At 57.7% G+C, this 25,985-nt stretch carries 23 protein-coding genes; 11 read left to right on the top strand and 12 right to left on the bottom strand.

Features of this window, described 5'->3' with window-relative positions:
• Window positions 1-244 precede the first annotated feature (244 nt).
• The 3 genes from FHL07_RS05145 to FHL07_RS05135 form a co-directional block, all read right to left on the bottom strand.
• The gene (locus tag FHL07_RS05145) at window positions 245-1,066 is read right to left on the bottom strand and encodes an ATPase (RefSeq protein ID WP_095019405.1); all 822 of its coding nucleotides are present in this window, start codon (window positions 1,064-1,066) and stop codon (window positions 245-247) included.
• 29 nt (window positions 1,067-1,095) lie between these two features.
• Window positions 1,096-2,094, bottom strand: coding sequence for an NAD-dependent epimerase/dehydratase family protein (locus FHL07_RS05140; protein ID WP_095003037.1), 999 nt, complete (start codon window positions 2,092-2,094; stop codon window positions 1,096-1,098).
• Window positions 2,095-2,391: 297 nt separating this feature from the next.
• On the bottom strand, window positions 2,392-3,306 hold the full coding sequence (locus FHL07_RS05135; protein ID WP_095025566.1) for a LysR family transcriptional regulator ArgP: 915 nt from the start codon (window positions 3,304-3,306) through the stop codon (window positions 2,392-2,394).
• Between the two features lie 103 nt (window positions 3,307-3,409).
• Between FHL07_RS05135 and FHL07_RS05130 the strand changes: the two genes are divergently transcribed.
• From FHL07_RS05130 to FHL07_RS05095, 7 genes are all read left to right on the top strand, one after another.
• Window positions 3,410-4,012 (top strand): LysE/ArgO family amino acid transporter, encoded by a 603-nt coding sequence (locus tag FHL07_RS05130; protein WP_095003035.1) that lies wholly within the window; start codon window positions 3,410-3,412, stop codon window positions 4,010-4,012.
• A gap of 205 nt (window positions 4,013-4,217) precedes the next feature.
• On the top strand, window positions 4,218-4,814 hold the full coding sequence (locus FHL07_RS05125; protein ID WP_095003034.1) for a superoxide dismutase: 597 nt from the start codon (window positions 4,218-4,220) through the stop codon (window positions 4,812-4,814).
• A 219-nt stretch (window positions 4,815-5,033) separates the two neighbouring features.
• On the top strand, window positions 5,034-7,109 hold the full coding sequence (locus tag FHL07_RS05120) for a putative bifunctional diguanylate cyclase/phosphodiesterase (RefSeq protein ID WP_370688618.1): 2,076 nt from the start codon (window positions 5,034-5,036) through the stop codon (window positions 7,107-7,109).
• 161 nt (window positions 7,110-7,270) lie between these two features.
• The gene (locus FHL07_RS05115) at window positions 7,271-8,617 is read left to right on the top strand and encodes an imelysin family protein (RefSeq protein WP_138738170.1); all 1,347 of its coding nucleotides are present in this window, start codon (window positions 7,271-7,273) and stop codon (window positions 8,615-8,617) included.
• A 999-nt stretch (window positions 8,618-9,616) separates the two neighbouring features.
• Window positions 9,617-11,032 (top strand): di-heme oxidoreductase family protein, encoded by a 1,416-nt coding sequence (locus FHL07_RS05105; protein ID WP_095019401.1) that lies wholly within the window; start codon window positions 9,617-9,619, stop codon window positions 11,030-11,032.
• Between the two features lie 26 nt (window positions 11,033-11,058).
• Complete coding sequence (locus tag FHL07_RS05100; RefSeq protein WP_095003363.1) at window positions 11,059-12,123, top strand: imelysin family protein; 1,065 nt, start codon at window positions 11,059-11,061, stop codon at window positions 12,121-12,123.
• A 14-nt stretch (window positions 12,124-12,137) separates the two neighbouring features.
• The gene (locus tag FHL07_RS05095) at window positions 12,138-13,235 is read left to right on the top strand and encodes a DUF1513 domain-containing protein (RefSeq protein WP_138738168.1); all 1,098 of its coding nucleotides are present in this window, start codon (window positions 12,138-12,140) and stop codon (window positions 13,233-13,235) included.
• A 176-nt stretch (window positions 13,236-13,411) separates the two neighbouring features.
• Here the strand turns inward: FHL07_RS05095 and FHL07_RS23780 are convergent, their stop codons facing one another.
• From FHL07_RS23780 to colR, 5 genes are all read right to left on the bottom strand, one after another.
• Window positions 13,412-13,633: a hypothetical protein gene (locus FHL07_RS23780; protein ID WP_095003361.1), complete on the bottom strand. Its 222-nt coding sequence runs from the start codon at window positions 13,631-13,633 to the stop codon at window positions 13,412-13,414.
• Window positions 13,633-14,349 carry a lipopolysaccharide kinase InaA family protein gene (locus FHL07_RS05085; RefSeq protein WP_138738167.1) on the bottom strand — a complete coding sequence of 239 codons (717 nt, stop codon included), beginning with the start codon at window positions 14,347-14,349 and terminating at the stop codon, window positions 13,633-13,635. The genes FHL07_RS23780 and FHL07_RS05085 overlap by 1 nt, the downstream gene beginning before the upstream one ends.
• Window positions 14,350-14,352: 3 nt before the next feature.
• Window positions 14,353-15,033: a class I SAM-dependent methyltransferase gene (locus FHL07_RS05080; protein ID WP_138738166.1), complete on the bottom strand. Its 681-nt coding sequence runs from the start codon at window positions 15,031-15,033 to the stop codon at window positions 14,353-14,355.
• Window positions 15,034-15,229: 196 nt separating this feature from the next.
• The gene (locus FHL07_RS05075; RefSeq protein ID WP_095003358.1) at window positions 15,230-16,510 is read right to left on the bottom strand and encodes a sensor histidine kinase; all 1,281 of its coding nucleotides are present in this window, start codon (window positions 16,508-16,510) and stop codon (window positions 15,230-15,232) included.
• The gene (gene colR / locus FHL07_RS05070) at window positions 16,500-17,183 is read right to left on the bottom strand and encodes a two-component system response regulator ColR (protein WP_016779797.1); all 684 of its coding nucleotides are present in this window, start codon (window positions 17,181-17,183) and stop codon (window positions 16,500-16,502) included. Before colR ends, FHL07_RS05075 begins: the two co-directional genes overlap by 11 nt.
• A gap of 203 nt (window positions 17,184-17,386) precedes the next feature.
• Between colR and FHL07_RS05065 the strand changes: the two genes are divergently transcribed.
• The gene (locus FHL07_RS05065; protein WP_095020922.1) at window positions 17,387-19,336 is read left to right on the top strand and encodes an LTA synthase family protein; all 1,950 of its coding nucleotides are present in this window, start codon (window positions 17,387-17,389) and stop codon (window positions 19,334-19,336) included.
• Window positions 19,337-19,550: 214 nt separating this feature from the next.
• Here FHL07_RS05065 and groL read toward each other — a convergent pair whose 3' ends face one another.
• From groL to FHL07_RS05040, 4 genes are all read right to left on the bottom strand, one after another.
• Entirely contained in the window at window positions 19,551-21,191 is a 1,641-nt protein-coding gene (gene groL / locus FHL07_RS05060; protein ID WP_016779795.1) for a chaperonin GroEL, read from the bottom strand.
• A gap of 49 nt (window positions 21,192-21,240) precedes the next feature.
• Window positions 21,241-21,534: a co-chaperone GroES gene (locus FHL07_RS05055; protein WP_016779794.1), complete on the bottom strand. Its 294-nt coding sequence runs from the start codon at window positions 21,532-21,534 to the stop codon at window positions 21,241-21,243.
• A gap of 241 nt (window positions 21,535-21,775) precedes the next feature.
• Window positions 21,776-22,246, bottom strand: a complete 471-nt coding sequence (locus FHL07_RS05045; protein WP_095003356.1) for an FxsA family protein — start codon at window positions 22,244-22,246, stop codon at window positions 21,776-21,778.
• A gap of 71 nt (window positions 22,247-22,317) precedes the next feature.
• Window positions 22,318-23,043 carry a HugZ family pyridoxamine 5'-phosphate oxidase gene (locus FHL07_RS05040; protein ID WP_095020921.1) on the bottom strand — a complete coding sequence of 242 codons (726 nt, stop codon included), beginning with the start codon at window positions 23,041-23,043 and terminating at the stop codon, window positions 22,318-22,320.
• A 52-nt stretch (window positions 23,044-23,095) separates the two neighbouring features.
• On the opposite strand from FHL07_RS05040, the gene FHL07_RS05035 reads away from it, so the two are divergent.
• The 3 genes from FHL07_RS05035 to FHL07_RS05025 all read left to right on the top strand — a co-directional run bounded on the left by FHL07_RS05035 (window position 23,096) and on the right by FHL07_RS05025 (window position 25,930).
• Window positions 23,096-23,854, top strand: a complete 759-nt coding sequence (locus FHL07_RS05035) for an SDR family oxidoreductase (RefSeq protein WP_095019396.1) — start codon at window positions 23,096-23,098, stop codon at window positions 23,852-23,854.
• Between the two features lie 783 nt (window positions 23,855-24,637).
• On the top strand, window positions 24,638-25,159 hold the full coding sequence (locus FHL07_RS05030; protein ID WP_095019395.1) for a fimbrial protein: 522 nt from the start codon (window positions 24,638-24,640) through the stop codon (window positions 25,157-25,159).
• Between the two features lie 93 nt (window positions 25,160-25,252).
• The gene (locus FHL07_RS05025) at window positions 25,253-25,930 is read left to right on the top strand and encodes a fimbrial biogenesis chaperone (RefSeq protein ID WP_138738165.1); all 678 of its coding nucleotides are present in this window, start codon (window positions 25,253-25,255) and stop codon (window positions 25,928-25,930) included.
• The last annotated feature ends 55 nt before the right edge of the window (window positions 25,931-25,985 follow it).

The following is a 25,985-nucleotide window of genomic DNA, read 5'->3' as shown; positions in this document are numbered from 1 at the left end:
TTCATTGTTTTTTTATAGCGCGTCAAAACGCGAGCTTGCTGGGCTATAGCAGAACTTGTGCCAACGCTTGAGACCACGGTTTACATGGCTTGCGGGAGATGGGTAGGCGGGAATCCGCTGATTTTCAGCGTTGCAATAAGCGGAAATCCGCCGACAGGCACATGCAGGTATGACTGACGCCACACATCAGCCCCCTCTCCCTGCGGGAGAGGGCCGGGGTGAGGGGCAAACCCTCAGCACAGGCTCAAGGTCGAGCGCTGATCTGCTTCTGCAGGTTCTGCATCTGGCTTTGCAGGGTGTTGATGTTGCGCGTCATCTGGGCACGGAACACATCGAACTCGGCAGCATTGGCACCTTGAGCTGGTGCGGGGCGGTTCTCAAGTTCGCTTTTGAGCACGATCATATCCTGCTCCAGGCGCTCCACCGCCGCGCCCGGGTTGCCCTGTTTCTTCAAGGCCGCCACATCCGTGGCCTGTTGGGCGACACCTGCCTTGAGCGTGGCCAGTTCAGTACCCAGACTCTTGATATCGGCTTCGAGCCTGGCCTGGCTTTCTTTCTGGGCAGTCACTTGCATCAACATCGCGGCATTGATTTGCTCAAAGCGCTGATCCAGATCCCCCTGCTGCCCCGCCACCAGCCCTTGCTGACGCTTGCTCTGCTCAAGCAGCTGTTCTTCTAGCTGCTTGATCTGCAACTTCAAGGCTTCGCTGCCATTGTTGATTGTCGATTCACTGGCAACCACCTTGCCGGATATGGCCTGCAGGCGCCCGGCTGCCTCTTCGCTGATACGGGCAAAGCTCTCCTGGGTGGCCACCAACTGCTGCTCCATCAGCGAAATCTGCTGGAAGCTCCACCAGCCCAGCCCGCCAACGGCCACCAGCAAGGCGCAGATCATGGCCCACAAAGGCCCGGTACTCGGACCCTTGACCTTGATCACCGGGGTATTGCGCGAATACACCGTAGTGCGCTCACGGGCACCAAAGCTGGACGCCGGTTCGTCATGGTCATCGGTATCGGCGCGAAGGGTCGGCACATTGTCAAAGTCGTCGCGGGCATCGTTACGCATCGTAAACCTTTAAAAATGGCGGCAAGTGGTTAGCGGTAAGGGGATTCCTGAGCTTTCCACCAACCACAGAATTCATCAAGCGCGGACCACAGACTCACCTTGGGATCGTAGTCGAGGTAGTGCCGGGCGCGGCTGATGTCGAGGGTAAAGTCTTTATCCATGATCTGCACCCCCAAACGCGAGAGTGACGGTTCGGGCTGCCCCGGCCATAACTTGCAGGCAGCTTCGTTAAGCGCGCCACGGCTGTAGGCCGTGGCGTAACCACGATAACGGGTCACTTGCGGCACGTTCATCTGGCGCATCACATAATTGACCACATCCCAATACGGTATCGGCGTGCCATTACTGATGTTGTAGGCCCTGCCCAACGCCGCTGCACTGCTCAACAGGCTGCTCATCAGCGCTTCGTTGAGGTTTTGCATACTGGTGAAATCGACCTTGTTCAAACCGTTGCCAACAATGGCCAGACGACCTTTGCGCTGCTGTTTGATCAATCGCGGGAAGAGGCTCATGTCCCCTGCCCCCGTCACAAAACGCGGGCGCAGGGCAATCACTTCAAGGCCAAACTCCTGGGCACCGAACACCTTCTGCTCCGCCAGGTTTTTAGTGGCGGCAAAAGGGTGCCTGAAGCGCTTGGGCAACTGTTCTTCGGTCAGGTCGGTGTGGTTGCGACCATCGAAGTACAACGCTGCCGATGACAAATGCACCAGACGCCGCACCCGCTGTTTCAGACAGGCTTCAACTACGTTTTCAGTCACCAGCACGTTGTCGCGGTGGAAGTCCTGGTAGCGCCCCCAGGCACCCACATGCCCCGCACAATGCACCACCGCATCGACATCCACGCACAAGTCGCGCACCAGCAGGCCATCGGTCAAATCACCCGGGATAAATTCAGCGCCGCGTCGTACCAGGTGTTCGACACCTTCGGCCCGACGCCCGCTGACCCGTACGTCAAAGCCCTGCTCCAGGGCAAAACGCGCAAAGCGTCCGCCAATGAAGCCGCTTGCGCCGGTGACCAGAATCTTCATCAATCACTCCAAATGCTGTAATTCGTGCTGCTTGCTCTTTAAACGCCGGTTATCAGGCCAAAGGCATAGGGCCTGTTGACGCTTCATTGCGAACCGCGTCGCTGGGTGAAATTTTGCCAGGCAAGGCGCAGGGCGCCGAGAATGGTTGTTCCCTTCTCAAGCCCTGCAACGCAGCCTGGCAAAATTTGACACGCGACCCGAAGGGACGCTACTCCACGTGGCGCAGGGCAGCGTTGCTCGCAGCTTATTTGGAACAACCAAACTACGCTACTCGCGCCTTGCCCTGCACCACGTGGACTAGCGTCGCGGCCGCAATGAAGCGTCAACAGGCCCTAACCAACGGGCTGCCGAACGAGATAAATGTTCGGTCAGTTGCCCCAGCAGTTGTCCGCCATTGCGCCAATGATGCCAGTACAATGGCACGTCGATGGGTTTATCTGGCAAAAGCTCCACCAGGCGGCCATTTTCCAGTTGTTCGCGCACTTGCAGCTCAGGCACCAGCCCCCACCCCAGGCCGGCCTCGGCCAAACGGATAAAGCCTTCGGAAGATGGGCATAAATGGTGCTCAAAACCGCCATCCACACCCAGCGAAGCCAGGTAGCGATGTTGCAGAAAATCATCCGGGCCGAACACCAGCGCAGGGGTCTTGGGCAACTGCGCAGCGCTGACGCCATCCGGAAAATGCCGTGCAATAAACCCTGGGCTGGCCAGCGCGCGGTAACGCATGGCGCCCAGCAGCACACTGCGGGCCCCGGCGACCGGCCGTTCACTGGCACACAGGCAGGCAGCCACTTCGCCGGCGCGCATGCGCTTGAGGCCAACGGTCTGATCCTCAACCACAAGGTCCAGCAACAGGTGCTGCTCGGCGCAAAAATCCCCCACGGCCGGCGCCCACCAGGTGGCCAGGCTGTCGGCATTCAAGGCGATGCGCAGGCGCTCGGGCAAACCTTCATCGTCCAGCGCCGGCACCGCACTTTGCAAGTCACGCTCCAGCAAACGCACTTGCTGTACATGGTTGAGCAGGCGCCGGCCGATTTCGGTCGGGCTTGGCGGCGTAGCGCGTACCAGCACCGGCTGGCCGATACGGGCTTCAAGCAATTTGATGCGCTGGGAGATGGCCGATTGGGACAGCCCAAGCACCTGCGCCGCCCGTTCAAAACCGGCCTGTTCCACAACGGCGGCCAGGGCCGAGAGCAACTTATAGTCGAACATCAGTTTTCCTAATGAGCGATCAGCAATATTGGTTTTTCTTATACATCCAAGGGCAGGAGAATAGCCAGCAGCAACCCCGCCTGCAGTACAACGAGTAATCCTTATGTGGCAAAGCTACCTTAATGGCCTGTTGGTCGCGTTCGGCCTGATTATGGCCATCGGCACCCAGAATGCCTTTGTGCTGGCGCAAAGCCTGCGCCGTGAACACCACCTGCCCGTGGCGGCATTTTGCGTAGTGTGCGATGCCCTGCTGGTGGCGGCCGGGGTGTTTGGCCTGGCGACCCTTCTGGCGCAAAACCCGCTTTTACTCAGTGTTGCGCGCTGGGGCGGGGCGGTATTCTTACTCTGGTACGGCACCCAGGCGCTGCGCCGGGCGTTTTCCACATCGAGCCTTGAGCATTCTGCCAGCCAGACTGCCCGCTCGCTCAAGGCAGTGATGCTCAGCGCACTGGCCGTCACCCTGCTCAACCCCCACGTTTACCTTGATACAGTGTTGCTGATCGGTTCCCTTGGCGCCCAGCAAAGCGTGCCCGGCGCTTATGTGGTGGGCGCGGCCAGTGCTTCGCTGATGTGGTTTTTCACCCTGGCGCTGGGTGCGGCCTGGCTTGCACCGTGGCTGGCACGGCCAAACACCTGGCGGATCCTGGACTTGCTGGTAGCGGTGATGATGTATGCAGTGGCGCTGCAGTTAATTGTTTCGGGCTGAGCATAACCCTGTTCCCACAGGCAAAAAAAAATAGTCCCACATGTGCTGAAACGTCTATCCCACACAGTTGTCGCGTGGTTATGCCGTCACCCCGGTGCTATGATCCTGACCCTGCGCCGCAAAGAGTAAAAACTCATCGGCGCGTGTTTGGCCGCCCGTGATCGGCCTTGCGCTCATCGCAACTGACCTGATTAGGAGAATCATCATGGCTTTCGAATTGCCGCCGCTGCCGTACGCACACGATGCCCTGCAGCCGCACATCTCCAAAGAAACCCTGGAGTTTCACCACGACAAGCACCACAACACCTACGTCGTGAACCTGAACAACCTGGTGCCAGGCACCGAGTTCGAAGGCAAAACCCTGGAAGAGATCGTCAAAACCTCTTCGGGCGGTATCTTCAACAACGCCGCTCAGGTCTGGAACCACACCTTCTACTGGAACTGCCTGGCGCCAAACGCCGGCGGCCAACCGACTGGCGCGCTGGCTGATGCCATCAACGCTGCCTTCGGTTCGTTCGACAAGTTCAAAGAAGAATTCAGCAAGACTTCCATCGGCACCTTCGGCTCCGGCTGGGGCTGGCTGGTGAAGAAAGCTGACGGTTCCCTGGCCCTGGCCAGCACCATCGGCGCCGGCAACCCGCTGACCAGCGGCGACACCCCGCTGCTGACCTGCGACGTTTGGGAACACGCCTACTACATCGACTACCGCAACGTGCGTCCGAAGTATGTAGAAGCGTTCTGGAACCTCGTTAACTGGAAGTTCGTTGCTGAGCAGTTCGAAGGCAAACCCTTCACTGCCTAAGTCTCGCTCCAGATAAAAAAACCCGGCATTGCCGGGTTTTTTTTGGCTTGCTAAAAAGCCCATCCAATCCGGGCCAGCTAGTATGAAAGCGGCGGGAATTTTTCAGGCTGCGCCTCAAGTTCAAGGTGAAGATACCGACACAGTAGCCGTTACAAGCGCTGCACATTGGTCACTTGCACTCTGGCAAAAAATCGTTCACATACAAGGCCACAGGCATTAATGGCAGGAACAGGGAATAGCGCTTTGAAGCGGCAATTCAAAAACAGCTTGTCACTCAAGTTGCTCCGCATCGTGCTGCTTTCAGCAGTGGTCGTTGGAGGCGTGCTGAGCTGCGCACAGATCGTGTTCGACGCCTACAAAGTCCGACAAGCCGTTACGGCAGATGCCGAACGAATCCTCGACATGTTTCGCGACCCCTCAACCCAGGCGCTTTACAGCCTGGATCGCGATATGGCCATGCAGGTTATCGAAGGTCTGTTCCAGGATCCGGCGGTGCGCAAGGCTGCCATCGGCCATCCCAATGAAGCGCCGCTGGCCGAAAAAAACCGCGAGTTGCAAAGCTCATCGAGCCGCTGGGTGACCGACCTGATACTGGGTCAGGAGCACAGGTTCCGCATTCCGTTAGTTGGCCAAGGCCCATACAGCGAGTACTACGGCGACCTGAGCATCACCCTCGACACCGCAACTTACGGTCAGGGCCTGTTGACCGATTCGGCGGTGATGCTGTTTTCCGGCCTGTTGCGCGCTCTGCTCATGGGGCTGGTGTTGTATCTGGTCTATCACTGGCTGCTGACCAAGCCGCTGTCAAAAATCATCGGGCACCTGACCAGCATCAATCCCGATCGCCCCAGCGAACATGTGATCCCTCTGCTCAAGGGCCACGAGCACAACGAGCTAGGGGTGTGGGTCAATACATCCAACCAGTTGCTGGCCTCGATCGAGCGCAACAACCGTTTGCGTCACGAAGCCGAAAGTTCGTTGCTGCGCATGGCCCAGTACGACTTTTTGACCGGCCTGCCCAACCGCCAGCAATTGCAGGGGCAACTGGGCAAGATCCTCACCGATGCCGGCCGCCTGCAACGCCGTGTCGCCGTGCTGTGCGTGGGCCTGGACGACTTCAAGGGCATCAACGAACAGTTTGGTTATCAAACCGGCGACCAGTTGCTCCAGGCCCTGGCCGACCGTTTGCGCGCCCACAGCGGCAGCCTCGGTGCGCTTGGCCGTCTGGGCGGCGATCAATTTGCCCTGGTGCAGGCCCATATCGAACAGCCCTATGAGGCTGCCGAACTGGCCCAGAGCATTCTCGACGACCTCGAATCGCCGTTCAGCCTTGACCAGCAAAATATCCGCCTGCGCGCCACCATCGGCATCACCCTGTTCCCTGAAGACGGCGATACCACCGAGCAGTTGCTGCAAAAAGCCGAACAGACCATGACCCTGGCCAAAAGCTATTCGCGCAGCCGTTATCAGTTTTATATCGCCAGCGTCGACCGCGAGATGCGACGCATGCGCGAACTGGAAAAAGACCTGCGCGAAGCCCTGCTGTGCAACCAGCTTTACCTGGTCTATCAACCGCAGATCCGCTACAGCGATCACCGCGTGGTCGGCGTAGAAGCCCTGCTGCGCTGGCAGCATCCGGAGCACGGCATGGTGCCGCCCGACCTGTTTATTCCGCTGGCCGAGAAAAACGGCAGCATCATTGCCATTGGCGAATGGGCGCTGGACCAGGCCTGCGGCCAGCTGCGCGAATGGCACGACCTGGGTTTCAGTGAATTGCGCATGGCCGTCAACCTGTCCACCGTGCAGTTGCACCACATAGACCTGCCCCGGGTGGTCAACAACCTGCTGCAACGCCACCGCCTGGCCCCGCGCAGCCTTGAGCTGGAAGTGACTGAAACCAGCCTGATGAAAGACATCAGCACCGCCGCCCAGCACCTGCTGAGCCTGCGACGCTCGGGTGCATTGATTGCGATTGATGATTTCGGTACCGGTTATTCATCCCTGAGTTACCTCAAAAGCCTGCCGCTGGACAAAATCAAGATTGATAAAAGCTTTGTGCAGGACCTCATCGATGACGGTGACGATGCCACCATCGTGCGCGCCATCATCCAGCTCGGTAAAAGCCTTGGCATGCAGGTCATCGCCGAAGGTGTCGAAACGGTCGAACAGGAAGCCTATGTGATCGCCGAGGGCTGCCATGAAGGCCAGGGCTACCTGTACAGCAAACCCCTTGGGGCACGGGAGCTGGTGGCTTATCTCAAGCAGGCCCGACGTAACAAGGCCGTCATTATGTAAGTCCTTATTTCGAGATTCACGAAAGACCCGGGGCAGAGCTGAAGTAAATAAGAAATATTTCCAACAGTAGCCCTTTACAGAAAATGCATATCTTTCGCATCATGTGGCAGTTTCGCGTGCAGCCGCACGCTTGTCCCACCTCTCGAAGCAGGATTTTCGCCATGATTCGTATGCCTCTGGCTACCGCCAGTCTGCTGGCCATTGCTATCTCACTCGCCGGCTGTGGCGACAAGGACAAGGAAAAAACCGCAGCAACCCCTACGCCAGCAGCCGCCACCAGTACCGCGACGCCTGCCACTGACATCACGGCGGCAAAAGTCGACGAAGCTGCCGCCAAGGCCGTCGTTGCCCATTACGCCGACATGGTTCACGCCGTGTACAGCGATGCCGAAAGCACTGCCAAGAAACTGCAAACCGCCATCGATGCATTCCTGGCCAAGCCCAACGACGAGACCCTCAAAGCTGCCCGTGCCGCCTGGGTTGAAGCTCGCGTGCCTTACCTGCAGAGCGAAGTGTTCCGCTTCGGTAACACCATCATCGATGACTGGGAAGGCCAGGTGAATGCCTGGCCCCTGGACGAAGGCCTGATCGACTACGTTGACGCCAACTACGCCGGCGCACTGGGCAACCCGGGTGCCAACGCCAACATCATCGCCAACCCCCAGATCCAGATTGGTGAAGACAAGGTCGACGTAACCGAAATCACCCCGGAAACCCTGGCCAGCCTCAACGAGCTGGGTGGCTCCGAAGCCAACGTAGCCACCGGCTACCACGCCATCGAATTCCTGCTGTGGGGCCAGGACCTCAACGGTACGGGCCCGGGTGCAGGCAACCGTCCTGCTTCGGACTACCTGGAAGGCGAAGGCGCCACCGGTGGTCATAACGATCGTCGTCGCGCCTATCTGAAAGCCGTGACCCAACTGCTGGTCAACGACCTCAACGAAATGGTCGGCAACTGGGCACCAAACTTGGCTGACAACTACCGCGCCACGCTGGAAGCCGAGCCGGTACAAAACGGCCTGCGCAAAATGCTGTTCGGCATGGGCAGCCTGTCGCTGGGTGAACTGGCCGGCGAGCGGATGAAAGTGTCCCTGGAAGCCAACTCCCCTGAAGACGAGCAGGACTGCTTCAGCGACAACACCCACAACTCGCACTTCTACGATGCCAAGGGCATTCGCAACGTGTATCTGGGTGAGTACGTGCGTGCTGACGGCACAAAAATGACCGGCCCAAGCCTGTCGTCGCTGGTGGTGGTCATTGACCCGGCTACCGACGCCACGCTCAAATCCGATCTGGCCGACACCGAAGCCAAGATCCAGGTCATGGTTGACCGCGCCAACAAGGGCGAGCACTACGACCAGTTGATCGCAGCTGACAACGCTGCGGGCAACCAGGTTGTGCGTGATGCCATCGCTGCCCTGGTCAAGCAGACCGGTGCCATCGAGCAAGCCGCTGGCAAGCTGGGCATCAGCGACCTGAACCCGGACAACGCCGATCACGATTTCTGATCTGCAACGTTTGAGTGAATGAACAATAAGGCGACCTTCGGGTCGCCTTTTTTGTAGGCCGCTTCGGCGCGAGCAAGAGAACTTCAACATCGAGCCTGCTCGCTACGACAAGGTTTTGCCTTTGCCTTTGCTTTTGCTGTGGCCACTCGATTAGCCAAGCGACGTGAATGCCCCTCACAGAAGGCCGAACGCAGGTGCTGTTATGGGGGTGGCGCGGCAGGACGCCGCGCCAGCCGCGATGGGCCATGGATGGCCCGTCGCGGCGTGCCCCCATAACAGTGCCGGAGTGAGGGCACCGGCGAGCCTTGGCGAGGCGGCCGTATGGTAGGGCAAGGCCTTTTTGCTTACTTTTGTGGCTGTTTGACAAAAGTGAGCCGCCGTAAGGGCGGAACCCGTAGAGAGCCGTGACACATCGAATGGATATGTACTCGGTGGTTTTAACGGGTGTACCGCGTACATATCCGGCATCTTCGTTTAATCGGTGCACCGCGTACATATCCGGCATTTGCGTCTAACTGAAATTATGGTTTCGCCCTTACGGCGAGTCCCTTTTGTCAAACAGCCACAAAAGGAACCAAAAAGGCCTTGCCCCTGGCGTACGGCCTTCGCTGCGCTCAGGTTCCCTCGCTCCGGCCCCGCTCCGTGGGCACGCCGCCACGGGCCATCCTTGGCCCATCGCGGCTCTCCCGGCATCCATGCCGGTCGACCCACTGCGCAGAACCTCCTCTCGGCCTCCCGATGGGGCAGGTAGATCAAAATCAAAAGCAGATTCAAAGCAGATCAAAAGAAGATCCAAAGCAGATCAAAAGCTGCCGAGGCGGTCGAGCGGCCGGTTTGGATGAGGGATTTACGAACAACAGGCGGGCTTGATCGGCAACAGAGTTTCTACAGGGTCATTTGTCTGCCCCAAGTCACAGCAAACGCTAATCCCTCTTATTTCAATTCCCCTTCCCTGCTAAACTTTGCGCCCTCGATTTTGCTCGCTGATCTGGACGTTTGATGCCTTCGTTGCCTCTTCGCCTGTCTCTGCTGCTCATGGCCCTGTGCCTTGGCGGTTGTGATAATGCCCCGCGCTTTACCAAACCCGAGCCCGGCGAAGCCCGCTCAGGCGGGGCTACTACGGTGCGCAAAACCGATCAGAACTCGTTTTCCATGCCCTCGGCCAACTTGTCGCCCACCCGGCGCCTGGATTTCAGCGTCGGCAACAGCTTCTTTCGCAGCCCCTGGGTCATAGCCCCGTCCACCACAACCGCCCGTGATGGCCTGGGCCCGTTGTTCAACACCAACGGCTGCCAGAACTGCCACATCAAGGATGGTCGCGGCCACCCTCCCGCTCCGGGCGCCAAGAACTCGGTGTCGATGCTGGTGCGCCTGTCGATCCCCAACGACCCTGCTTACGCCACGCTGATCGAGCAGGCAGGCATCGTGCCCGAGCCGGTCTATGGTGGCCAGTTGCAGGATATGGCCGTGCCCGGTGTAGCTCCCGAAGGCAAGGTTCGGGTCGATTACGAGCCGGTCACCGTGCGTTTCAAGGACGGCACTGAAGTCGAACTGCGCAAGCCCACCCTGCAGATTACCCAGCTGGGTTATGGCCCGATGCATCCCGACACCCGCATGTCGGCCCGCATTGCACCCCCGATGATCGGCCTGGGGCTGCTCGAGGCCATTCCCAACGAAGCCATTCTGGCCAATGCCGACAAACGTGAGGGTATTGCCGGGCGCCCGAACTGGGTGTGGGATGACGCGCAACAAAAGACAGTGTTGGGTCGTTTTGGCTGGAAAGCCGGGCAACCGAACCTCAATCAACAAAATGTTCACGCTTTTTCTGGTGATATGGGGCTCACGACCTCCCTGAGACCCTTCGATGACTGCACCAAGGCCCAAACTGCCTGCCTCGAGGCGCCCAACGGCAATGGCCCCGATGGCGAACCCGAGGTCAGCGACAACATTCTGCGCCTGGTGGAGTTCTACACTCGCAACCTGGCCGTACCCGCCCGCCGTGATGTCGGCGCACCCCAGGTGCTGGCCGGGAAAAACCTGTTCTACCAGGCCGGCTGCAACTCATGTCATACGCCAACGTTCACCACATCGGCCAACGCCGCCGAGCCCGAGCTGGCCAATCAGGTCATCCACCCCTACAGCGACTTGCTGCTGCACGACATGGGCCCGGGCCTTGCCGATAACCGCAGCGAATTCGCCGCCAGCGGCCAGGACTGGCGTACGCCGCCGTTGTGGGGAATCGGCTTGACCCAGGCGGTAAGTGGCCACACCCAGTTTTTGCACGATGGTCGTGCCCGCAACCTGCTGGAAGCCGTGCTCTGGCATGGCGGCGAGGCCGAACCGGCCAGGCAGCAGGTGTTACGCTTTAATGCCGAGCAACGCGCCGCGTTGCTGGCGTTCCTGAACTCTCTTTAACGCTTTACAAGATCGGGGACCCCGACATGTTTCGACCCAAGCTGTTGTTCACCAGCCTTGCCGCCATCGCCCTGGCGGCCTGCTCGCCACAAGACCCGCAAGCCGTCACCTCGGCAGCCATCGCCAAACAAGTGATCCTGCCTACCTACAGCCGCTGGGTTGAAGCTGACCGCCAGTTGGCCGTCAGCGCACTGGCCTACTGCCAGGGCAAGGAAACCCTGGAAACGGCCCGCGCCGACTTCCTGCATGCGCAAAAAGCCTGGGCCGAGCTGCAACCTTTGCTGATCGGGCCGCTGGCCGAGGGTAATCGTTCGTGGCAGGTACAGTTCTGGCCGGACAAAAAGAACCTGGTCGGCCGTCAGGTCGAACAACTGGTGATCGCTCAGCCGCAGATCGATGCCGCGGCCCTGGCCAAGTCCAGCGTTGTGGTGCAAGGCCTGTCTGCCTACGAATACATTCTGTTCGACAGCAATATCAACCTGGCCGACGATGCGCAAAAAGCCCGTTACTGCCCGCTGCTGACTGCCATCGGCGAACGTCAGAAGCAACTGGCCGAAGAGATTCTGGCCAGCTGGAACAGCACGGACGGCATGCTCGCGCAAATGAGCAAGTTCCCCAACCAGCGCTACGCCGACTCCCACGAAGCCATCGCTGACGTGCTGCGCGTGCAGGTCACCGCACTCGATACCCTGAAGAAAAAACTCGGCACGCCAATGGGCCGCCAGAGCAAAGGCATCCCGCAACCGTTCCAGGCTGATGCATGGCGCAGCGAGTCGTCACTCAAAAGCCTGGCCGCCAGCCTGGCCGCAGCCCAGACCGTTTGGGCCGGTGTCGACAACAAGGGCCTGCGCAGCCTGCTACCCGCTGAACAAAAGCCGTTGGCTGACAAGATCGACGCGGCCTACGCCACCTCGCTCAAGCTGTTCAATGACAACCAGCGCACCCTCAACGAGTTGCTGGCTGACGATGCCGGGCGCGCCCAGCTCAACGCCATCTACGACAGCCTCAACGTGGTTCACCGCCTGCACGAAGGCGAACTGGCCAAGGCCCTGGGCATCCAGCTGGGCTTTAACGCCAACGACGGCGATTGATAAAGGAAGGTTCGATGATGCGCAGGCAAGCACTCAAGCTTGGTGGCTTATTGCTCAGTGCAATCACGCTGGGCGGTTGGTCACTGTTTAAACAGAAAGGCCAAAGCCCGTTGCTGCTGAGTGCCCGCGACGATGCAGACGGCAATCACCTGGCTGTTGGTTATCGTCTGGATGGCACTCAGGTGTTCAGCACCCGGGTCGGCCAGCGCTGCCATGACATCATTAACCATCCGACACTGCCCATTGCCCTGTTCGTGGCACGGCGCCCCGGTACCGAAAGCTACCTGATCAGCCTGACAGACGGGGAGTTGCTGCAAACCCTGACGTCCCGACCCAACAGGCATTTTTATGGGCACGCGGTCATCCATAAAGACGGCGAGTGGCTGTACACCACTGAAAACGACACCACTGATCCGGGCCGTGGCTTGCTTGGGGTTTATCGCTTTGAAGGCGAGCGCCTGATCCACAGCGGTGAAATTCCCACCCACGGCGTCGGCCCGCATCAGGTGTCGTGGATGCCTGACGGTGAAACACTGGTGGTGGCCAACGGCGGTATTCGTACCGAAGCCGAAAGCCGGGTCGAAATGAACCTGAACGCGATGGAACCCAGCCTGGTGCTGATGCACCGTGATGGCAGCCTGATCAGCCAGGAAACCCTGAGCCAGCAGATGAACAGTGTGCGCCATTTGGGCATTGCCAGTGACGGCACCATCGTCGCTTGCCAGCAATTTATGGGGGATGCCCATGAGTTGTCGGAACTGTTGGCCATCAAGCGTCCCGGCCAGCCATTTGAACCCTTCCCGATGGCCGAGCAGCAACTGCGCGCCATGGGCCATTACACCGCCAGTGTCGCGGTTCACAGTGAGTTGCGTCTGGTTGCGCTGACGGCTCCGCGGGGCAATCGGTTCTTTATCTGGGACCTGGACAGTGGCGTGCTGCGCCTGGATGCGCCATTACCGGATTGTGCTGGGGTGGGTGCAGTGGAGGATGGCTTTGTGGTTACGTCCGGCCAGGGCCGTTGCCGTTTCTACGATTGCCGTCAGAGCGAGCTGATAGCCAAGCCATTGGATTTACCCTCGGGGCTTTGGGACAACCATTTGCATATCATGTAGAGCTGCAGAAACACTTGTAGTCGCTGCCTAAGGAAAGAGGCTGCGTCCGGCTGCGCAGCAGTCGTAAACCCAAAGATCACGGTGTATCAGATACACCAACGCTGGATGGCTTTACGACTGCTGCGCAGCCGGACGTAGCCTCGCACGGCTCGTCAACTGCTACAGGGACTTGGCTACTACTTCTTCAGCCCCTGGCTCATTCCAAACATAAACAGCAACAGGTCGTGGTCGGGCCGGGTTGCTACCGCAGCTTTGACCACGCGCGGCAACGGACAATGAGCCCCTATTTGGGCCCCGCTCAACACTCGAGTCACAGGCTGTTCCCAAGCGGCAAACGCCACGCCAGCAATGACCAGGGCACCCAGCAGAAACAAACTTCGTGCTATTTCTCGCTTCATCACCGTAAACCTTTGATAGCGCTGCCAAACACTGTTTTATAAAAGTAGATCAGTCTGTCCCACTCTGTAGCACTCCACGACGAATGGCGCCGCAGTTGTTTAAGATCGTGGGAAGCGGCTTTTTGGGCCGTCAGGCGTTGCCGACTTTTTTCCAGGTCCAGCAAAGCCACGTCAACCTCGGCTCCCTCGCCCTGCCCCGTCACCCGTACAAAGACATGTTTGGCGTACAGGCAGCCGTGCTGCCAACGGCCCAGGTGCATACGAGCCAAGGTATGGCCTATCGCTTCAAGCACTCGGTCATGTACCGCTTCACCGCAGCGCTCGCGCTCACCGGCGGCGTACCAGTTATCGATTTCAACAAAGCCTTCCAGGCCCACGGTCACCAGCAATGCACGCCATTGCTTGTCTGTTGCTTGTTGCGCTCCGCAGTACACCAGCTCCGGCACACCAACCGACAAAGCGCTCAAGGCCAGCAACGCATCCTGTTCACGCAACACCGTCGGGCGACCCAGCGGGTAACGCCAGCTACGGTAGGTATGCCCCACCTGTCGTTTGGCGTAGAGCAAGCGCCCTTCAACATCATGAATCCGTTGTACACCACTCTCGCCACCACGACGCTGATTGGGCTCTTCAACCCATTCGCCTTGCTGATTCCAGTAAAACTCGAATGGGTCTTCAGTCGCAGAGGGGGATTGCTGTACAAAATCAACGGTCATGAGTTATCTCTTTCGTAATACGTAAACCCGCCACATCGCATAGAGCGGAATAAAGTCCAAATGGTCCTGAACGGTGAAACCTGCCTTTTTGAATTCCGCCTCCACTGTAGCAGCAGGTAACACAAAACGATTTTGGTAACCGTATTGATCTGCCTCTGCAGCGCGTTGACGCTCAAGACGCTTGCGTTTCCAGGCCTTAAAATTGCCATCTACCCACAACGAGATAATCACACTTTCCCGGCTAACGCGATGAAGCTCCCGTAATAGAGCCATCCGGTGGCTTGCATCGCCAATGTGGTGCAACAAGCGCATGCAAAAAACACTGTCAACCGAGTTGTCAGGCAAATCTATTTCAAAAGCTGACATCTGCAAGCGCCGTACCCGTTTCACTACGTCGGCGGGTTGGGCCAAAGATGCCACCTCCAGCATGGACGCCGAGTTATCGGCACCGATGATCTCGCGGCTTGGCATTTGTGCCAGCAACGGCCAGAAACGGCCCGCGCCACAAGGCAAATCGAGAACGACCTGAGGTTCGCCTGCCAGCTGCAAAGCGCGACGCGCCAATTGTTCATCGCGCTTGTGCGACAAACGTCGGGCCAGGCCGTCCTGATGCTTGATCAGGTATTGCGTAGCGTGATGCTGGTCGTACTTTTCAGAAAATTTGAGTTTGATGATCGAGTTCATGCAAGTGCTCCAGAAGCTAATGAGCACTACCTTAATCAGCGGGACGTGTGCATCAGGTCATGGACAGGTGAAAATTCTGTCAGACCATTCATACAAACATTTCAAGGTTTTACAGGTTGAAAGTACTGGCGCAGGGCCACTTACGCCCAGACTTTCGGGGTGTGCGGCCTGCAGAACGCAGGCCGCAGAAAAGACTTCAAACCTCGGCCGGACCAAGCTCGACACGAAAACGGCAGCCATTTGGCTCCATGGTGGTCAGTGTGACCCGCCAGCCCTGGCTATCGCAGATGCGCTGCACCAGTGACAGGCCAAGCCCCAGGCCTTCACCGCGTTTTTCGCTGCCGCGCACAAAGGGCTGAAACATCGCCTGGCGCTTTTCTTCAGGGATGCCCACGCCGCTGTCTTCCACCACAAAACCGCTGGGTTCCAGGGTCAGCCGGATAAACCCGCTGTCGGTGTAGTGCAAGGCATTGCGCAACAAGTTGCCCATGACTGCATGCAGGAAAGTGGCGTTATAACGGGTATCCAGCGGATTGCCGGGGTCGTAGATCAGCTCAAGACCCTTAGCTTCAATCGGCTCGCGCCACAGGCTGATCAGGCCTTCGGCCACGGTAGTCAAGGTCACCGTAGGCGACATGTTGGCATCCTCATGCTGGGCACGGGCCAGCATGAGGAAGGTTTGCACCAGTTCGCGCATTTCCTCACAGGCACGGGAAATACGCTCGACCTGTGAACGACTGCGCTGATCCAGCGACGGGCTTTCCAGCAACAGCTCGCAGGAACTGGCCAGCACCATCAGCGGAGTACGCAGCTCGTGACTGACATCACTGGTGAACAAACGCTCGCGGGTCAGGGTGTCGCGCAACCGACCCAGCGTGGCATCGAACGCCACTGCCAGCTCGCCCACTTCATCGGCCGCATAATCCGGGGCCAACGGCGGCGCCAGCCCCAGTAACTGATCGCGATGGCGGACCTGGCGTGCCAGACGGATAACCGGAGCCATCACCCGCCGCGCCAGGGTCCAACCCAGGAACACCGCCAGCGCCAGCGCCAGGACAAAACCGACGGCGACCACAGCAAACAACACGCGCTCGCGCTCTTCAAAATCGCTCTGGTCTTGCAGCAGGACATAACGCCGGCCATCGACCACTTCTACCATCGCGTGATACGACAACTGGTCACGGAACACTTCATGAAAGCCCGGATCCAGATGACGCAGGTCCTTGGGCAGGGCAAAGTCGCCACGCCCGCCACTGAAATAAAACAGCTGGCTCGGCTTGGGGCGATGGTTCCACTCCGCGCCGTTGTCCATCAGCAACAGGCGCTGCAAATCCCCGCCCAGCCCTGCCGATATGAGTTTTTCTTCGACCAGGTGCACGGTGGCAATAATGCCCACAGCGAATGTCCCTGCCACCAGCGCGCTCATCAATGCAAAAGCGATGATGATCCGCTGGGAAAGACTTTGCCTAAACTCCATCACGAACCTCGGCGAGGCGATAGCCCACGCCATGTACGGTGTGCAACAGAGGCTTGTCGAACGGCTTGTCGATGACCTGACGCAATTGGTGGACGTGGCTGCGCAGGCTGTCGCTGTCCGGGCAATCATCGCCCCACAAGGCTTCTTCCAGCACTTCGCGGCGCAATACATGGGGGCTTTTCTGCATAAGTACCGCCAGCAATTTCAAGCCCACCGGATTGAGCTTGAGCAGACGGCCTTCGCGTGTCACTTCCAGGGTATCGAGGTCGTAACGCAACTCGCCGACCTGCAGTTCGCGTCGCCCGCCGCCCTGGGCACGACGCAAAACCGCCTCGATGCGGGCAGCCAGCTCGGACAGGGCAAAGGGTTTTAGCAAATAGTCATCGGCACCTGACTTGAAGCCTTGCAGGCGGTCATCCAACTGGTCGCGGGCGGTCAGCATGATCACCGGGGTATCGCGACGGGCATCTTCACGCAGGCGCTTGCACAGGGTGTAGCCGTCGATGCCGGGCAACATGATATCGAGCACAATCAGGTCGTAATGCTCGGTGGCCGCCAGGTGCAGGCCCGACAAACCATCTTGCGCACAGTCAACGGTATAGCCCTTGAGACCCAGGTAGTCGGCAAGGTTGGCGAGGATATCGCGGTTGTCTTCAACCAATAGAATTCGCATGGGCACTCTCTCCGTTCACAGTTACGGCCGTCTTGGCCCGCGCAGCTTAAGGCCAAGAACCCCGCAGGGCCAGCACCACAGGGCGCTCAGACAATTTAGTTACGACTCTCACATAAATGACATTTTTTTTACTGTCGGTTCACAAACTCAATACAGTGGCGCCGGCACACTTTCGCACCCCCGCGTTTAAGGAAAAACAACTAATGCGTCTGCTGCACACCGCGCCTATGCGCTATCTCCTGCTGTTGACTGGCTGTTGGCTGGCGACCTTTCTAATCACCCGAGGCGTTCTGCTAGTTACACACCTGGGAGAGGCCGGCAACAACTGGCTGCCCGTGTTTGGCATTGGTTTGCTCTACGACCTTGGCTTTCTAGCCTATGCCGCCGTGCCGCTGGGGGGCTATCTGCTGTTATGCCCACCAGCCCTGTGGCGTCGCCGCGGCCACCAGTGGTTCCTGCAGGGCCTGCTGACGGTCAGCTTGTTTGCCATGCTTTTTACTGGCGTGGCCGAGTGGCTGTTCTGGGATGAGTTCGGCGTGCGTTTCAACTTTATCGCCGTGGACTACCTGGTCTACTCCGATGAAGTGCTGAATAACGTACTGGAATCCTATCCAATCGGCATCCTGCTCAGCGCCATCGCCCTGGCTGCCATTGTATTGAGCCTGATAGTGCGTAAACCGTTCAATGCGGCCATGAATGCCGAGCTACCGACACTGGGTGGACGTATCGCCACCTTTGCAGGCCTGCTGCTGGTAGCGGGCCTGAGCCTGCAACTGCTCGACCAGGACAGCCCGCGCGGTCAGGGCGGCAACGCCTACCAGCATGAACTGGCGAGCAATGGCCCTTACCAGTTCTTCGCCGCATTCCGTAACAACGAGCTGGACTACCAGCAGTTTTACGCCAGCCTGCCCACCGATGTAGTGGCCAAACAGTTGCGCGCCGAACTGACCGAGCCCAACGCCACCTTTGTGGGCCAGGACCCACTGGATATCCGCCGCAACATCGATAACCCGGGTGCTGTGCGCCAGCCCAATATCGTACTGGTGACCATCGAAAGCCTCAGTGCCAAGTACCTGGGCAGCAACGGTGATGGCCGCAACCTGACGCCGAATCTGGATCAGCTGCGTAAAGAGAGCCTGTACTTCAACAACTTTTATGCCACCGGCACGCGTACCGACCGGGGCCTGGAAGCCATTACCCTGGCCATTCCGCCGACGCCCGGGCGTTCAATCGTCAAGCGTATCGGCCGTGAAAGCGGCTTTGCGAGCCTGGGCCAGCAGCTCAATGGCGTGGGCTATGACAGCGTGTTCGTCTATGGCGGGCGCGGTTACTTCGACAATATGAACGCCTTCTTCAGCGGTAACGGCTACCGCGTGGTCGACCAAAGCAGCGTTAATGAGGCCGATATCCACTTCAAAAATGCGTGGGGCATGGCTGACGAAGACTTGTACCGCGAAACCCTGAAACTGGCCGATGCCAATTACGCGCAACAAAAACCGTTTTTGTTGCAACTGATGACCACCTCCAACCACCGTCCTTACACCTACCCTGAGGGCCGGATCGACATCAAATCGGGTAACGGCCGCGACGGCGCAGTGAAATACACCGACTACGCCATCGGCCAATTCCTCAACGATGCGCGCAAAAAGCCGTGGTTCGACAATACGATTTTCGTCTTCGTTGCCGACCACACGGCGGGCAGTGCCGGCAAGGAAGACTTGCCGATCACCAACTATCAGATCCCGCTGTTTATCTATGCGCCCAAGTTGATCGACGCCCGTGAAAACTCGCAACTGGCCAGCCAGATCGACCTGGCGCCCACCTTGCTCGGCTTGCTGAACCTGGATTACCAGTCGACCTTCTTTGGCCGCAACCTGTTGCAGGACAACCCGCTGCCGCCGCGCGTGGTCGTGGGCAACTACCAGCACCTGGGCTTGTTTGACGGCAAAGACCTGGCCATTCTCAGCCCGCGTCAGGGGCTGCGCCGCCATGATGATGCGCTGAGCACCAGTATTGAATCGCGGGTAGCGGCGACTGATCCGCTGATTGAGCGGGCAATAGCCTACTACCAGGGTGCCAGTCATGGCTTCAAGCAGCAGTTGCTGGGCTGGAAGCCGGCGCAAAAGGGACATGTGCAGGTTTCAGAACGCTAATTGACCCACGACCCTCACCCCAACCCTCTCCCATAGGGAGAGGGGGCTGATTGGGGCAAACCCCAGCCCCTCTACAGCCTGAATGCATTGAGTTGAATCCTGCATCGGCTCGGTCAAGCCCCTCTCCCTCTGGGAGAGGGGCTTTTAACAGACCTACAAAAAAGCCCCGCCTGATTACTCAGGCGGGGCTTTTGCGTAGCGGGGTAAGGCTGGCTTACATCATGCCGCCCATACCACCCATGCCGCCCATGTCTGGCATGCCGCCAGCTGGTTTGTCTTCCTGGATCTCAGCGATCATCGCCTCAGTGGTGATCATCAGGCTGGCAATCGACGAAGCCGCTTGCAGAGCCGAACGAGTCACTTTAGCCGGGTCAAGGATACCCATTTCGATCATGTCGCCGTATTCACCAGTGGCTGCGTTGTAACCGTAGTTACCCGAACCCTGCTTCACTTTGTCGACAACTACGCTTGGCTCATCACCGGAGTTGGCAACGATCTGGCGCAGAGGTGCTTCAACAGCACGACGCAGCAGAGCAATACCCACGTTCTGATCAGCGTTGTCGCCTTTCAGTTCGGAGATGGCTTGCAGAGCGCGAACCAGTGCCACGCCACCGCCAGGTACCACGCCTTCTTCAACGGCTGCACGAGTAGCGTGCAGGGCGTCTTCAACGCGGGCTTTCTTCTCTTTCATTTCTACTTCGGAACCAGCGCCAACCTTGATCACTGCAACGCCGCCAGACAGCTTGGCCAGACGCTCTTGCAGTTTTTCACGGTCGTAGTCCGAAGTGGTATCAGCCACTTGAGCACGGATCTGGGTAACACGTGCCTGGATGTCCGCATCGTTGCCAGCACCATCGATGATGGTGGTGTTTTCTTTGGACAGGATCACGCGCTTGGCGTTACCCAGGTGCTCCAGAGTAGTGCTTTCCAGGCTCAGGCCGATCTCTTCGGAGATTACGGTACCGCCAGTCAGAACAGCGATGTCCTGCAGCATTGCTTTACGACGGTCACCGAAGCCTGGTGCTTTGACAGCAGCGACTTTAACGATACCGCGCATGTTGTTCACAACCAGAGTCGCCAGGGCTTCGCCTTCAACGTCTTCAGCCACGATCAGCAGTGGACGGCCGGCTTTTGCAACGGCTTCCAGAACTGGCAGCATTTCGCGGATGTTGGAGATCTTTTTGTCAACCAACAGGATCAGCGGGCCGTCCAGCTCAGCCACCATGGTGTCTGGCTTGTTCACGAAGTAAGGGGACAGGTAGCCACGGTCGAACTGCATGCCTTCAACAACAGACAGTTCGTTTTCCAGGCCCGAGCCTTCTTCAACGGTGATCACGCCTTCTTTACCGACTTTTTCCATGGCTTCGGCAATGATTTCGCCGATGGAGCTGTCGGAGTTGGCAGAAATGGTACCAACCTGGGCAATTGCCTTGCCGTCAGCGCATGGCTTGGCCAGTTGACGCAGTTCTTTGACGATAGCGATGGTCGCTTTGTCGATACCGCGCTTCAGGTCCATCGGGTTCATGCCGGCAGCGACGGCTTTCAGGCCTTCGTTGACGATCGACTGAGCCAGAACGGTTGCAGTGGTAGTACCGTCACCAGCGTCATCGTTGGCACGGGAGGCAACGTCTTTAACCAGCTGCGCGCCCATGTTTTCGAAGCGGTCTTTCAGCTCGATTTCTTTTGCAACGGACACGCCGTCCTTGGTGATGGTCGGAGCGCCGAAGCTCTTCTCGATGATCACGTTACGGCCTTTAGGGCCCAGGGTCGCTTTTACTGCGTCAGCCAGGACGTTTACACCAGCCAACATTTTTTTGCGGGCGGAGTCGCCGAATTTAACTTCTTTAGCAGCCATGTTCGTTCTTCCTTAAATACTTTGTAGTAACGGGAAAAGGAGCGGGAAATCAGCCTTCAATTACAGCGAGAATCTCGTTCTCAGCCATAACCAACAGGTCTTCGCCGTCGACTTTTACAGTGTTGCTGCCGGAGTAAGGGCCGAACACAACCTTGTCACCCACTTTAACGGCCAGTGCACGCACTTCACCGTTGTCCAGAACGCGACCCGTACCAACGGCGATCACTTCACCGCTGTTAGCTTTTTCAGCAGCAGAACCCGGCAGAACGATACCACCAGCGGTTTTCTTTTCTTCTTCGCTGCGACGGATTACGACGCGGTCATGCAGAGGACGAAGCTTCATTGTCGATCTCTCCTAATTGAGGTGTTCATCGGCCGGTGTCAATACCGGCTGGGTTTACAAGTCCGGAAATGCCGGGTGCGATTCGCGGTTGGGATTTTGCTGTTGCCAGTAAAACCCTGCGGTGTCCGTTACATAAGGGCGCATCCACTTATTACAAGGGCACGCCCACGAAATTTTTAACCTGGCGTGCCACTTGAAACAGACACGGCACCCAAGGTGCCGTGTTGATAACGCCAAAGCCTTATTTATCGCGATGCTCGAACTCGCCTTCGATCACATTGGGCTCACGCCCCAAAGGCTGATGGGCACGTGGTCGTGCGGCTTCGAAGTCTTCGGCAAACGCACGCTGGCGGATGGCCTGTTCTTCAGCACGCTTGCGCAGGCGGTTGACCAGAAACCGGCGAACTGGCGGGAACAGCAACAACAGACCGGCCGCATCGCTGATAAAACCAGGCAGAACCAACAGTCCACCACCCAGCGCCAGCATCAGGCCTTCAAGCATTTGCTGAGCAGGCAGCTCGCCGCGATTCAGGCTTTCGCGCGCTTTGAGCGCCGTGGCCAAGCCTGCGACGCGAACGACCAGAACACCCAGCATGGAGCCGGCAATGATCAGCAGCAACGCGGGGAAAAACCCTATGGCGGTGCTGACCTTGAAAAAGACGTACAGCTCTAGCACTGGAAACAACAGAAAGAGCAATAGAAAAGCGCGCATCAAATGATTCCTCTCCGGAAGAATATCTTCCAACCAAGACTAGATGACGGCGCGCCTGTGCAAATTCAAGGTCAGACCATCTGTTTTTTCGGCCACTCACTGGCACGGGCCAGCAAAACCAAGGCTTCGCGCACCTGTGTCGAAGTGTTGCAAGGCTCCGGAAAAGCCAACCAGTGCACGCCTTCGCCGATGCGCAGGTGCATGCCTTCGCTGTCGATGCCCACCAGCATAGCTGGCGCTGTTTGCGGCAGGCCGGTCAGTTTGACGTAGTGTTCAATGGCATTGGCGTGATCGCTGTTCATATGCTCGACCATCCGCACCTCGACCTGCCCGGCGAAAGGGTTTGCCAGCGTGACCTGGTCCAGCCAGTGGATGGCACCAAAACCGCCTATGTAGCGATGACGAACCGGGTTGAGCACCCAGAAATCGAAATCATGGGCAGTGTCATAGCCCTTCGCCTCGGGAAAGTAGCGGTAGTAACGCTCGGCTGCGGCTTCAATGGCTGCGGGATCGCTCAATTGCACGGCCTCAGCCAGCACGGTAAGACGGCCAACAGCCTGCACCTCTTCAGCGCCCCGCTCCCCCACCATCAGTGAACACTTGGGATCCTTGCGCAGGTTGTGGGTGTGCTGGGCGATGCGGCTGATCAGGATCAGTGGCCTCCCCAGCTCATCCAGGCAATAAGGCACCACGGAGCCGAAGGGAAATCCCGGCATGGCCTTGGACTGGGTAGCCAGGGCGCCACGGTATTCCTTGAGCAGTAATTCTCGGGCATGCTTGGCAGCTTCAACGCTCAACTTATGACTCCTTAATAAAAATCCGTAGATAACGGTCGAGATCAGGGCACTCATGCAACTTAAAGACAAAGTAATCATTATCACTGGCGGCTGCCAGGGGCTGGGTCGCGCCATGGCCGAGTACCTGGCTGCCAAGGGCGCCAAACTGGCACTGGTCGACCTCAACCCGGAAAAACTCGAACTGGCGGTGGCAGCCTGCCAGGCGCACGGCGTCGAGGCCCGAGCCTACCTGTGCAACGTCGCTGACGAAGAACAGGTTACGCAAACCGTTGGCCAAATTGCAGAAGATTTTGGTGCGATCAACGGCCTGGTCAACAACGCCGGCATTTTGCGTGACGGCCTGCTGCTCAAGGTCAAGGATGGCGTTATGACCAAGATGAGCCTGGCGCAATGGCAAGCGGTAATTGATGTCAACCTGACCGGAGTTTTCCTGTGCACCCGTGAGGTAGCGGCGAAAATGATCGAGCTCAACAGCGAGGGCGCGATCATCAATATCTCGTCGATCTCCCGTGCCGGCAATGTCGGCCAGACCAACTACTCGGCGGCCAAGGCCGGGGTTGCTGCTGCCACCGTGACCTGGGCCAGGGAACTGTCGCGTTACGGCATTCGAGTAGCCGGGATTGCACCGGGCTTTATCGAAACCGAAATGACCCTGGGCATGAAACCCGAAGCCCTCGAAAAAATGACCTCGGGCATTCCGCTCAAGCGCATGGGCAAGGTTGAAGAAATCGCTCATTCGGCAGCGTACATTTTTGAAAACGACTACTACACTGGGCGCATTCTGGAACTGGATGGCGGGTTGCGGATCTAGGCATCATCTCCCGCAAAGATAGGCTTGGACTCAATCATGAAACGGCCTGGACCCCCAATCCAGGCCTCACCGTTCACCTCGTTCGGAGTGCGTCAGCGCAAAGCTGTGAGATGCCGGACTAAGCGGTAAACCGCCAAGAAAGCCAATTCACAGGCTTTCGACACATCAAAATCGGATAACAAACACCTTGCCGACCGGGTCTTTCACTCGACGCTCTCGCTCGACCTGAACGTTGCTCCGATAATCCCAACGCTTGCTAAATCGATGTTCAAGGTGGGGGTGACTAGCGCTGCCCACCTATCACCACCGCTCTCCAGGCGCAGTTCATAGCCCCGCAATACCCGAGCCCGCACTTGTTGGATTGAGGCGGAATTTTACTGCGGCTTGATCCCGGGAATATTCGAGCAAACCTGATTGATACAGTAGCCGATGCAGGTATTGGTCTTATTTTTCTCTGGCATCGCAGGCATGACCGTTATATCAGGCATTCATGCCGGGGTTTTGCTGTGAGCGGCTATATAGTCTAGCCACAGCAACCTCTCAGAAAACTCTTACAAGAACAATAGCAAATGCCCATATAGCATTTAAAAGCCAAACAACGAACATACACACCCAAGCAGCTACCGCACAGTATCTCTTAAAAGAGAAACTGTGATGTCAACCAGGAATTCAAGGCGACATAACCTCCACCCAACAAGAGTAACAGAATTTAACAGCAAAACAGGAACACCTCATATATTGCACTATCCACACACTTAACTAAACGACATGAGAAATAACTGCATGCGAATTAAAATCATCGCTCTTACACTGCTGACAGGTTCCTCTATTGCAAGCATCGCTAATGCTGCGGACGGGACAATCAACTTTACGGGCACTATTCTCAGCGCGGCATGCACAGTGACGCCAGCGACTGGCACTCAGACAGTCCCACTTAATTCTGTCACCACGAGCAGCTTGAGCACCGCCGGTGTTACTTCGTCACCCACTAAATTCGATATCGTATTGACCAGTTGCCCTTCTACCGTCAGCACGGCCACCGTAAAGTTCGACGGCCCCACAGACAGTGACAACTCAAGCATCCTGAAACTTACGACTGAGCCAGGTGTCGCGACCGGTGTAGGCATCGCACTGTATGAAAAAGATGCCTCAACACAAATTCCGATCGGCACAAGCTCCACCAGCAGCACGCTGTCCACCACCAGTGACACTACCTTTACTTTTTATGCCAAGTACATGGCTACCAAGGCGGTCACTTCAGGTCCGGCTAACGGCAGCACAGACTTCACTATCAACTACAACTAGCCCCCACTCGCCGTGCATTGAGTAATTTCAATGCGTACTGACAACCTGTGCCTACCCCTTGCAAGGGGTAGGCACCTTGAGGAAAACCACACAATGCAATGGCTCACGTCCATCTGTATTACTCTAACTCTCGCCAGCCTGATTCATACTGCTTCGGCGGGAGTGGTAATAGGAGGCACTCGAGTTATTTATGACACCGCAAGAAAAGACTCTTCCTTCTCGGTAAGCAATACTGGAACATCAGAGCCTTATCTGATTCAGTCCTGGGTAGAAAACCTGCACGACAGCAATAAAGCCCCCTTTATCATAACGCCGCCCCTCTTTCGCCTTGACGCAGACCAAGAAAACACCCTGCGCATCATTCATACGGGAGGGCAGTTACCCGCCGATAAAGAGTCGGCATTCTGGGTGAATGTAAAAACAATATCAGCCTCGGAGAAAAGCGATTCCAACCAGTTACAAATTTCGGTCAAAAGTCGAATCAAGGTTTTTTATCGTCCTACTGGTCTCCCTGGTGATGCGACCGAAGCTTACAAGGCATTGACCTTTACTCGCCAGGGCAGGCAGCTAAAAGTTAACAATCCAACGCCGTATCATGTTTCTTTTTTTCACGTCCGCGTGGGAGATAAAGAAATACAAAATGCCGGTATGGTTGCCCCACAAAAAACGCTCAGCTGGGAGATTCCTCCCGACGCGACCGGACCTGTCAGCTGGCAAGCCATCAACGATTATGGCGGAGTTTCCCCCACCGCAAGTGCCGCACTGCAGTAGCCAGGTACTTTGCATACTTTATTGTCCAGGCCACCCTAAACTTCACACAGCCAAG

Origin of the sequence: Pseudomonas sp. FSL W7-0098, from assembly GCF_005930585.1 — a bacterium.
Lineage (GTDB): Bacteria > Pseudomonadota > Gammaproteobacteria > Pseudomonadales > Pseudomonadaceae > Aquipseudomonas > Aquipseudomonas bubulae.
The sequence above is the reverse complement of the archived record's forward strand: the minus strand, read 5'-3'. Positions and strand labels throughout refer to the sequence as shown.